Annotated in this window: 9 protein-coding genes; 4 read left to right on the top strand and 5 right to left on the bottom strand. The window is 33.4% G+C overall.

Going from position 1 to position 11622, the window contains the following annotated elements; genetic code table 11:
• Window positions 1-41: 41 nt before the first annotated feature.
• On the bottom strand, window positions 42-890 hold the full coding sequence (locus QLQ94_RS13270) for an NAD(P)H-hydrate dehydratase (protein ID WP_427403104.1): 849 nt from the start codon (window positions 888-890) through the stop codon (window positions 42-44).
• A gap of 595 nt (window positions 891-1485) precedes the next feature.
• Here QLQ94_RS13270 and gcvT point away from each other — a divergent pair.
• The 4 genes from gcvT (at window position 1486) to QLQ94_RS13250 (ending at window position 5828) form a co-directional block, all read left to right on the top strand.
• Complete coding sequence (gene gcvT / locus QLQ94_RS13265; RefSeq protein WP_271335637.1) at window positions 1486-2568, top strand: glycine cleavage system aminomethyltransferase GcvT; 1083 nt, start codon at window positions 1486-1488, stop codon at window positions 2566-2568.
• Between the two features lie 194 nt (window positions 2569-2762).
• On the top strand, window positions 2763-4793 hold the full coding sequence (locus QLQ94_RS13260) for a carboxy terminal-processing peptidase (protein ID WP_271335636.1): 2031 nt from the start codon (window positions 2763-2765) through the stop codon (window positions 4791-4793).
• Window positions 4771-4998: a hypothetical protein gene (locus QLQ94_RS13255; RefSeq protein WP_482497405.1), complete on the top strand. Its 228-nt coding sequence runs from the start codon at window positions 4771-4773 to the stop codon at window positions 4996-4998. Before QLQ94_RS13260 ends, QLQ94_RS13255 begins: the two co-directional genes overlap by 23 nt.
• Window positions 4999-5114: 116 nt before the next feature.
• Complete coding sequence (locus QLQ94_RS13250; RefSeq protein ID WP_271335634.1) at window positions 5115-5828, top strand: YebC/PmpR family DNA-binding transcriptional regulator; 714 nt, start codon at window positions 5115-5117, stop codon at window positions 5826-5828.
• A 353-nt stretch (window positions 5829-6181) separates the two neighbouring features.
• On the opposite strand, the gene QLQ94_RS13245 is transcribed toward QLQ94_RS13250, so the two are convergent.
• The 4 genes from QLQ94_RS13245 to capA all read right to left on the bottom strand — a co-directional run bounded on the left by QLQ94_RS13245 (window position 6182) and on the right by capA (window position 11617).
• A complete protein-coding gene (locus QLQ94_RS13245; RefSeq protein ID WP_427403128.1) occupies window positions 6182-7090 on the bottom strand; it encodes a LamG-like jellyroll fold domain-containing protein in 909 nt (302 codons plus the stop codon).
• 441 nt (window positions 7091-7531) lie between these two features.
• Window positions 7532-8461 (bottom strand): LamG domain-containing protein, encoded by a 930-nt coding sequence (locus QLQ94_RS13240; protein WP_427403129.1) that lies wholly within the window; start codon window positions 8459-8461, stop codon window positions 7532-7534.
• A gap of 374 nt (window positions 8462-8835) precedes the next feature.
• Window positions 8836-10470, bottom strand: a complete 1635-nt coding sequence (locus QLQ94_RS13235; protein WP_072959494.1) for an IS1182 family transposase — start codon at window positions 10468-10470, stop codon at window positions 8836-8838.
• A gap of 106 nt (window positions 10471-10576) precedes the next feature.
• The gene (gene capA / locus QLQ94_RS13230; RefSeq protein WP_065447924.1) at window positions 10577-11617 is read right to left on the bottom strand and encodes a cysteate synthase; all 1041 of its coding nucleotides are present in this window, start codon (window positions 11615-11617) and stop codon (window positions 10577-10579) included.
• Between the last annotated feature and the right edge of the window lie 5 nt (window positions 11618-11622).

Raw genomic sequence — 11622 nt, 5'->3', positions numbered from 1 at the left:
AACCTGAAACAAAGAAAACCTGAAACCTGAAGCAAGACTTTCTATTTCTCCAATTCCAAAAAAGCCTTTCCCAGATTCTCAATAATATCTGATGCGATAAACGATTGATAACCGGTTTGTGGCAAGGCAATATCAGCAGTTAATCCGTGAAGAAAGACGCCTATTTTTGCGGCATATTTAGGTTCATAACCTTGCGCCAGAAAACTAGTGATGATTCCGGTTAAGGTGTCGCCGCTTCCTGCGGTTGCTAAAGCAGCATTTCCTGTGGTGTTTTCGTAGATTTGATTTTTATTGATAATGTAAGTTGGTGCGCCTTTCATGACGATGATAACTTTATACTTTTCAGAGAATGCGATTGTTTTCTGAAACTTTTCAGATTCTGAATTCCACTTGCCTATTAAACGTTCCAGTTCTTTTGGATGTGGTGTCAGAATCGTGTTGTCAGGAACTAATTCTAACCAGGATTGATTTTCGGCTAAGATATTCAACGCATCAGCATCAAGAACAAGAGGTGTTTTATTGACTCTTAAAAATTCGAATACCGCTTTTTGTGTGCCTAACTCCTTCCCTATTCCGGGACCAATCGCGATGGCTTGTGGCTGAATGGGAAGATGAATATTGGTAATAAAATTGGCATTTTCATCTGTGACTACCATAACCTCAGGAATTGAGATTTGCAGAATTTGATAACCACATTTTGGCGTATAAGTAGTTACGAGTCCGCAACCTGATTTTAAGCAGGATTTTGATGCTAAAACGGCTGCTCCTATTTTGCCATAACTTCCGGCAATAATCACCGCATGACCCTGAAGTCCTTTATGTGTATGAGGATTTACGGGCTTGTAGAATTTTAGAATTTCTTCTTTGGTGATTAAAAGCGGATCTTTCATTTGGCTTATTTATCTAATTGTTTTAATTTTTTAATCACTTTTTGATTCTAGTTGATGCTTATTTATGACGCGGATGAAACGGATTTACTTCGTAAAAACGGAGATAAAAACGATTTTTTTAATTAGCTGACGTTTCATCTTCCAACTTAATTTTATGATAATAAACGTTTTTGTTTATAATTATTTTAACACATAGAAACATAGATTTTAAAGCTTAAAAAAGTCGTTTCACTTGCATTAACACATCCCGATAGCTATCGGGACTATGTGTGAGAAACGAGTTTCTTTTTGATTTACTTTTTCAAAATCATACAAGCTATGTTTCTATGTGTTCAATTAAATTTTTATTTATTTACCCCCAACGGATTAATTAAGGTTATTAAAGTTACGCAAAAAATGAAGAAGAAAGTGTTTCATGTTTCCCAAAATCTCTAGCCCTGATAGGAGCGATATCCTTTTGTTTTTTTCTTTAAAAAATAAAAGATATAGCGGATAGCAGGAAATAGCTCCTAATCATTGCGAATTTTATAATTTATTGTATTCTTTTTAGATATTTTTTGAATAAATTTGCGACACAATTTTATAAAACAACACAATGAAAAATACTGCGCTTACGCACATACATGAGAGTTTGGGAGCGAAAATGCTTCCTTTTGCAGGTTATAATATGCCTATTACTTATGAAGGAATTAACGCTGAACATGAGACGGTTCGTAACAGTGTGGGCGTTTTTGACGTTTCGCATATGGGTGAATTCTTATTGACAGGTCCAAATGCTTTGGCCTTGATTCAGAAAGTAACTTCAAATGATGCGTCGACTTTGACGATTGGCAGAGCGCAATATTCTTGTCTACCAAACAATGATGGCGGAATTGTTGATGATTTGATTGTATATAAAATGAAAGAGGAAGAGTATTTACTGGTTGTAAATGCTTCGAATATTGAGAAAGACTGGAACTGGATTTCATCGCACAATGATTTGGGTGTTGATATGAAAAACCTTTCGGATGATTATTCATTATTGGCCATTCAGGGACCAAAAGCGGTTGAGGCAATGCAGCCTTTATCTTCTATAGATTTATCGGCTATACCATATTATCATTTTGAAGTGGCTGATTTTGCAGGATTTAGTGATGTAATTATCTCTGCAACCGGTTATACGGGTTCTGGCGGATTTGAAATCTATTGTAAAAATGCTGATGCTGAAACAATCTGGAACAAGGTTTTTGAGGCTGGTGCAGCTTTTGGAATCAAACCTATTGGCTTGGCTGCCCGTGATACTTTACGTTTAGAAATGGGATTCTGTTTGTATGGTAATGATATTAATGATACTACTTCGCCTTTTGAGGCTGGTTTGGGATGGATTACAAAATTCACTAAAGAATTTACAAATTCAGAAAACCTGAAAAAACAAAAAGAAGAAGGTGTTACTAAAAAATTAGTGGCTTTTGAAATGCAGGAACGTGCTGTACCAAGACATGATTATGAAATCGTTGATGCTTCTGGTGCTGTTATTGGTGTTGTAACTTCTGGAACGATGTCGCCTTCTATGAACAAAGGAATTGGTTTAGGATATGTTACTGTTAACAATAGTGCTGTAGATACTGACATTTTTATCAGAATTAGAAAAAATGATGTTCCTGCAAAAGTGGTAAAATTACCTTTTTATAAGAAATAGATTTTTATTCAATATCTTAGAAAATGCACTACAATCAACTGTAGTGCATTTTTTTTTAGCGGAGATTCAAAGTTTACTTTTTGCCTATTTCTATATTAAAAAACAAATCGTTTATCTGTAAGATTTTTTATAGAAATTATAACTCTTAATCAAAAAATAAACGTAATTTTAATGTAAACGATGATTTTCGATCTATGAAAAAGCTCTCCCTATTATTTTTACTGACTACCAGTGTTTTATTCAGTCAGAACACCAATAACACTTGTGAAATACTAAATAAAATAAATGCCCTTATTCAAGCAGAACATATCAGGCCAAAACCGGTAGATGATAGTTTATCTGTTTTTGTTTTTGATAATCTGATGAACGAATTAGATCCTTCGAGAAATATATTTTACAAGTCAGAATATGGTGATATGTCAGAGAAATATCGTACGAATTTAGACGATTTTATTCTTAGTGATAACTGCAGTTTTTTAGATGATATAACTCAAAAATATAAAGATGGTCTTTTGAGAACTAAAGCCGTTCTGGAAAAAATACAAAAGGAACCTATCGATTATACTAAAAATGATACGATTCGATTCTATAAAAAATCATTTCCGTTTTATCTTAAAAAAGAAGATTTGGAAAAGGTTTGGTCCAAAAAAATCCGTTATCAAATTTTAGACGAAATAGCGGAAACAAGTGATAATCTGGATTCTATTAAAGCTAATTTTAAATCAATAGAATTAAAAGCTAAAAACTTGATTTTGTCAAATGAAATTTGCCGAATCAACACGCTTTTGGAAACGAACATCAAACAGGAAGAAAAGCTCTATAATTATTTCTGTACTTATTTTGATCCTCATACTGCCTATTTTAGTGATGATTCTAAAACGAGTTTCGTAGCATCATTATCAAAAGAACATTTGTCTTTGGGAATGACTGTAAACCTGAATGAAAAAAATGAAATTATTATAGCTGAACTTGATCCCAATGGCCCCGCCTATCAAACGGGACAGATAAAAAAAGGCGATCAGATTGTTTCGATATCCAATCAAAAAGAAACACTGCAGGTTTCGTGTGCTTCTTTAGAATCGATATCAACCATGATTTTGTCAGAATCTAATAAAAGCATAACACTTACCTTAAAACGAAATTCAGGGAAAAGCTTTGATGTTTTTATCGAAAAGCAAATAATGAAAGATGAGGAAAATTCTGTTTTCAGCTTCATTATTGGTAAGGATAGCAAAATAGGATACATTAAAATTCCGAGTTTCTATGCTGATTTAGATGGAAACAGCCGAAAAGGCTGTGCCGATGATGTGGCACGAGAAGTTATAAAACTGGAAAGGGACAATATAAAAGGTCTTGTTATTGATTTGACTGATAACGGCGGCGGATCGATGGAAGAAGCCATAAAATTGGCGGGAATGTTTATTGATTACGGACCACTTTCGATTGTGGTAGATAATAACCAGGTCAAATCTGTTATTAATGATCCTTACAAAGGTTTAATTTATAAAGGACCAATTGTAATTTTAGTAAACAGCAACACAGCTTCGGCAAGTGAATTTTTTGCTTCTATACTGCAAGATTATAATCGTGCTTTATTATTGGGAAGCACTACGCTTGGCAAGGCGACTATGCAAACTATACTTTCGCTTGACGAAACTAAAAACACTGATTTTCTAAAAATAACTATCAACAAATTTTACAGGGTTACCGGAAAAAGCCATCAATATAAAGGAGTGAAACCTGACGTGATGCTTCCTGAATTCTATGAAGGGGTTTACCAAAAAGAAAGTGATTTCCCGACCGCTATTAAAAATGATAGTATTGAACCGTTTCTAAAATACAAACCTTACGTAAAACGAGCTCTAATCGATAAGCTGGCAAAAAACAGTACTACAAGACTGGCAGATAATTACTTTTTTAATAACATAAATATAATAAACCAAAAAATCGATGAATTGGTAAACAAACCAAAAGCCGAAATTCCGATGACATTGGATGCTATTTTTCAACAGAAAAAAACAGTAAACTCGCTCTGGACAGAAATTAATACGTTTAATGATGAAAACAATCCGTTAGACGTTTATAACTCTACCGTAAATCAATATTTATTAAGCGTTTATCCAAACGACAAAACGATAAATCAGTACCAGATCGATCATCTTAAAACGAATCCGTACCTGAATGAAGCAGTTAATATAATTAATGATTTTAATACCGCGAAGTAGTAGGTTTCAGGTTTCAGGTTTCAGGTTTCAGGTTTCAGGTTTCAGGTTTCGTTTCAGGTTTCAGGTTTCAGGTTTCAGGTTTCAGGTTTCAGGTTTCAGGTTTCAGGTTTCAGGTTTCAGGTTTCAGGTTTCAGGTTTCAGGTTTCAGGTTTCAATAAAAAGTTCAATTCATAACGAATTGAACTTTTTATTTATCATTTTCTAATGTCTCCAACAAAAAACTGAAACCTGAAACTTGAAACAAATCAAAAAAACTTAATCATTGATTTTGCTAAAAAAAGGAATAACCGTATTTTTGCATCTCAAAATAAAAAATTAGTAATGGGAAGAGCGTTCGAATTTAGAAAAGGAAGAAAAATGAAACGTTGGTCAGCAATGGCTAAAACATTTACCCGAATTGGTAAAGACATCGTTATGGCTGTTAAAGAAGGTGGCCCTAACCCAGATGCCAATTCTAGATTACGAGCTGTAATACAAAATGCAAAAGCCGCTAACATGCCTAAGGAAAATGTGGAGCGCGCGATAAAAAATGCAAGCAATAAAGATACTGCCAACTATAAAGAGATTTTGTTTGAAGGATATGCTCCTCACGGAATTGCCATTTTGATTGAAACTGCATCTGACAACAATAATAGAACGGTAGCAAACATTCGAAGCTACTTTAATAAATGTAACGGTACAATGGGAACTCAGGGTTCTGTTGAGTTTATGTTTGACCATACTTGTAACTTCAGAATTGCAAAAGGTAATCTTGATCCTGAAGAACTGGAACTAGAACTAATTGATTTTGGTGCTGAAGAGGTTTTCGAAGACGAAGACGGAATCTTAATCTACGCGCCTTTTGGAAGCTTTGGAGCTTTACAGAAAGAATTAGAAAACAGAGGTCTTGAAATTTTATCTTCTGGTTTTGAGCGTATTCCGCAAATTACCAAAGAACTTACTGAAGCTCAAATCGCTGACGTTGAAAAACTAATCGAAAAAATTGAAGAAGATGATGACGTAATGAACGTTTATCATACGATGCAGGAAGCATAATTTTTTCTTTTATAAAATATTTAAAAGCTCTGAATTATTCAGGGCTTTTTTGTTTTTTAAACATTCCTAAAAAGTCTGACAGAAAGTATTAGAATTAAAATAAACTATTATATTTGTCAGTACCACATTATAAACCAATTCAAAAAACAAATTTATGCAAACATCAAAATACACAAAATACGCCGTTATCGTTTTGGTAATTTTATTTGTAGTTCTTAGTGTTATTAACTAAAACAATAAAAACAAAAGCCTCTTAAAGTCTAATTTTTAAGAGGCTTTTTTTTATTAAGAAATATCTATTTACTAAAATTAATTTTTCTTAAACGGCTTATTATTTTATTCTTAATTTTAAATTACTTTTTAGACGGATTAGTGGTTATTTTCAATAAATAAGTCCCTTCCGGTAAATCTGCAATATTAGAAGCATTACTACCCATTATTTTTTTTCCCTGCGAGAAAACCTCAACATTTTTAGAACCTGTATTCGACTCAATTGCAGAAACTGCAGAAGTTGCTGTTTTTGCTGCAATTGTAGTTTTGGCAGGTGCCGTTAATGCAGCATTCTTTTTTACTGTATTTGTAACTGCATTTTCAATTGCAGCAGTTGGTTTCGAACTATTATAAGATTCCATAACTTGTTCGTCTGTCATTGCAACACTGTAGATTCTAAGATCGTCTACATCAGCGTTTATGCCAACTGTTGAGTTTATTGATCCCAACCTTAGAATATAACCTTTTGTTGAACGCGGAATCCCTTCAACGGTTTTTAATAATTCTCCGTTACGATACAGTTTTGAGATATTACCATCATAAGTGACACTATATTGATACCAGACTTCTTTTTGAAGCGGAACTGAAACTATCATATTATTTGCATCGCCCCAACCTACCAAACTTAAATCTGAATTTCCGGAAGATGCAGATTGCTGTACAAGACCAAAATACTGAGTACTTAAAGCGGTGCCATAACCCAAAATATAGTTTACTGAATTTATAGCATTAAATTTTACCCAAATAGATATTGTTCTCGGTTTATTTCCTTGCGGAAGATCTCCAACTACACCTTGCAAAGCTTTGCTGGTAAGCCTTTGAGCACCTTTGGCAACTCCCATTCTGTCATTTACAAAATTTGGCGCACTTAAAAAGGAAATAGTATTATCAGTATTACTTAAAGTTCCATCAAAATTGAACTCCTGTACTGGATTTTGAGCATTAGTACTTAAAAAACTTACGAACATTAATGTCAGTAATAATTTTTTCATATTTATAGATTTAGGGGGATTCAACGTGCTTAAAAAAAGCACCAAACATAGTAACATTTAACAGAAGCAAAAACAAATTCAAAAGCACATCTAAATTCCTTAACCAGCTACTTTCAACAGCTTTATGCATTTTATTAAAATTAAATTATAATATTATTTTTTGTTAAAAATATAATATTAATTCAAACTAAAAAATGCTTATCATGTATAATTGCGATATTATTACAAAAAACGAAACTAAAAAAACATCTTTTCTAACATTTGTAAAAACATTTTTACAAAAAAAAGGAATACAAAAACTCAGCCTGTAAAATTAAAAAGCCATCCAAAGTAAAAATTCAGAAGGCTTTTTCACTATTCAAAAAAATAATTGCTTACCAAACAACATAAAAAAAATAAAAATTAATTAACTAACTATTTTAATAAACCTAAATTTTGTTTTTAATTTGAAGTTACTTTTTTTGAAGGTGTATTTGTTATTTTCAACAAATAAGTTCCTTCCGGCAAATCATGAATATTCATTGTATTAGTATTACTTCCGTAAATTTTTTGTCCTTGCGAGAATACCTCAACGTTCTTAGGCATTTCATTAATATCTCCTGTTGTAATAATATTTGACAGAGCAGCTTTTGCAATTGTTTTTGTCTTAACTTCTACTTTTTTTACTGCTTTTACAGCAGAAGCCGGTTCAATAGCAGCAGCAATAGAAATAACAGCTTTTGAACTATCATATAATGTCATGACTTGTTCATCAGTCAAAGCAATATTATAAATCTTTAAATCGTCTATATCTGCATTAATACCTATAGTGGTATTGATTTCTCCCAGTCTGAAAATGTTTCCTTTAGTAGAACGTGCAATTCCGTTAACAGATTTAAGCAATTGACCATTCCGGTAAATTTTAGAAACCTTCCCATCGTATGTTATTGTATATTGATACCAAACATTTTTTTCAAGAGGAGTTGAAACAATTACATCATTAGAGGCTCCCCAGCCTGCCAAACTTAAATCTGAATTCGAAGAAGCAGTACCTTGTTGCAATAATCCACAATATTGAGCATTATAAGCAGTTCCGTAACCCCATATATAGTTTGCAGAAGTAATGTCGTTAAATTTAACCCAAATACTTACCGATCTCGCATTATCACCTTGAGGAAGATCATCAATAACAGCTTCAAGAGCCTTATTGGCAAGTCGTTGTGCTCCCTTTACTACTCCGGCTCTGTCAGTAACAAAATTATTTGTTCCCATAAAAGAAGTAGTATTAGCGGTATTATTTAAAGTACCATTGAAATTAAACTCCTGAATTGGATTTTGAGCATTAACATTCAAATAACTTACAAACATCAAAGTGAGTAGAAATTTTTTCATAGTAGTAGATTTAGGGGATTAAAACTTTGTGTCATTTTAACACTGCTAAACTAGATTATTATGTTTTTGAGCGGAAATTTTTTCGACAACTAACCTAAATAATCGTTTAAATAACCAAAATCGATGATTTCATACCTGCAATTGTATTTATTTATACTCTTAGTGAAATTATTAAAATAATAAATTTACGTTAACAGAATTCAATAATTCTTACGTAGAAATACGGTATTCACAATTAAAACCAAAACATTAACATTCAGAAAAAGTACGTCCTGATGCTTTATTAAGTAACAATCAGCTGCTTAAAAAAATAACCCCATAAAAAAAGAGGTTGTCTGAAAAGACGACCTCTTTCTTTTATTATACTAGTAGATTTACAGAGTGTTTCTTGAAAAATGTAAATTTGGGCTAAAATGGTCTTCTATAAACTTTTCTAAAGCTTCTACGAGATCAAAAATGAGGTTAAAATTGCCCAAACGGATTTTAGCGATCCATTTAGAAAAGTTGTGAGCAATAGCAATCAGGCCAAATTCAGTATTTACTTTGGCTGTTTTGGTAAGTGTAAATCTTTTAAATCCTTTGTTTTGCTTGATGTTACCAAAAACCGGCTCTGGTTCAATACATCTTTTACTATAAATTTCCCTGCCCAATTCACTTTCTAAATTCTCTCTTGCCTTGAATTTCAGTCTTTGAAGATTGTGATTAATTTCTATCCGTCTGTTCCCCTTAGCTTTAAAGCATTGCCCCCGCAGAGGACATCCTGCGCAATTTAAAGCCTCATATACCGAATGATACTGTTCAAAACCAGTTGTAGTTTTTGATTTCTTAGTAAAGATACGAGGCATTTGCTGCCCCATTGGACAAACCAAAAAGTCTTGCTCATTATTATGAAACAGGTTTTGTGCGTGGAATAAATTGTTTTTATGCTTACGGGTCTCTTCGATACGGTACATGTTGTAGGGAACAAAAAAATCAATTTCTTTGTCTTCAAGGAGTTGATAATTTTCCTCACTTCCATAGCCCGCATCGGCTATAACTTTTGCAGATTGTTTGCCGTAGTTGCTTTTGAATCCTTCTAAGTGAGTCTTTAATGTGGTAAAATCAGTAGAAGTCTGGTGGGTGGAGTAATGTGTAATAATTTGATTTTCTGTAGAAATCTGAATATTATAACCCGCTTTTAATTGTCCGTTGCCCATATGATCTTCTTTCATGCGCATAAAAGTAGCATCGGTATCGGTTTTCGAATAACTGTTTCTATCCCCCAGAATTTCGAGATGTTTCTCATATTCTTTAAGTTTTACAAGCTGTTCTTTCTCGAGTTTTTGAAGTGATTTGTTCTGCTGTTTACTCAGCTTCTGCTTTTTTTCACTTTGGTTGATCTCGTGTATTTTTTCTTCTAATTTCTTACTGTCTACCTTGGTATCAGTTTGGTTATCAGTATGCATAATGTCTGACTCGATAGCCTGACCAATATCTGCCAGAACAGCATCGATTTTTCCCTGAAGCCTGTCTTTATGTTTTTCAACTGCTTTCTTCCACACAAAGCTGTATTTATGTGCGTTGGCTTCTATTTTAGTACCATCAATAAATTGTCTCTCCAGGCTAATGAGCTCTAAATCTACCATCATCAGAACGACCTGGCTGAAAAGTTTTTCGATATTCCCTTTTAATTTTTTTCCTCTAAAGTCATTGATAGTTCTAAAATCCGGCTGAAGTCCTCCCGAGAGCCACATAAAATATATATTCTCCTTCACGGCTCTAGCCAGCTTTCGGCTGGAATAGGTATTATTGAGATATCCGTAAAACAATATTTTCAATAACATCTTAGGATGGTAGCTGGATCTTCCACCGCCTTTAAACTGTGATATAATCTCGGAAATTTCCAACTGTTCAACAACACTGTCTATTAATCGGGCAGAATGATTCTCTGGGATCAGATCATTTAAATTCAATGGAAAAAGATCTTGCTGGTGAACCGAATGAGGCTTAAAAACTGGCTGCATAATCATTGATTTTAGTACTTAAATATAAGAAAAATCAATGTGTAAAACAAAAAAAAACTGCCCGAAATTACTTTTCGGACAGCCTCTTATATTTATGTATAAAAGTATTTTACTACTTTACAAATTCAATTTTTTGAACTTCTTCTTCATTAACACTGTCAAAGAAACCTTGTTCATTCATCCAGTCATCGCTAAACACTTTACTCATATAGCGAGAACCGTGATCAGGAAAAATAGCAATAATATTACTATCCTTGGTAAATTCGCCTTCTTCTGCATACTGTTTGATTGCCTGCATTACAGCTCCGGACGTATACCCTACAAATAATCCTTCTTTTCGGGTGATTTCTCTGGCTGAGTGAGCACTTTCTTCATCGGTTACCTTGATAAACTTATCAATAATATCGAAATCTGTAGCAGATGGAATCAGGTTTTTACCTAAACCTTCTATACGATACGGATAAATCTCTTTGTTATCAAATTCCCTTGTTTCGTGGTACTTCTTTAAAACAGACCCAAAAGCATCAACACCTAAAATTCTAATATTTGGATTTTGTTCTTTAAGGAATTTTGCAGTTCCGGAAATTGTTCCTCCAGTTCCGCTACAAGCCACAAGATGTGTGATTTGTCCTTTAGTCTGTTCCCAAATTTCAGGACCTGTAGTGTTATAGTGCGCATCAATATTTAGTTGATTAAAATACTGATTGATGTAAACCGAGCCTTTTGTTTCTTCGTGCAAACGTTTGGCTACATTATAATAAGATCTTTCATCATCTGCTGAAACGTGGGCGGGGCATACATATACCTTTGCTCCCAGACTTCTTAACATGTCAATCTTATCTTTCGATGATTTTGAGCTTACTGCCAATATACAGTTATAACCTTTTATAATGCTTACCATTGCTAAACTAAAACCTGTATTACCTGATGTTGTCTCAATGATAGTATCACCTGGCGTTAGGATTCCTTTTTTCTCGGCTTCTTCAATAATATATAACGCTATTCTATCTTTTGAGGAATGTCCTGGATTAAAAGCTTCTACCTTCGCGTAGAAATTACCTTCTAACTCTTCGGTAATTTTATTTAGCTTAATAAGTGGGGTATTACCTATTAACTCTAAAACATTATTATAAGCGTTTATTTCTTCTTTCATAAAAA

The sequence above is a fragment of the Flavobacterium sp. B114r genome (genome assembly GCF_056824125.1).
This window is presented reverse-complemented; position numbering and strand designations above follow the sequence as displayed.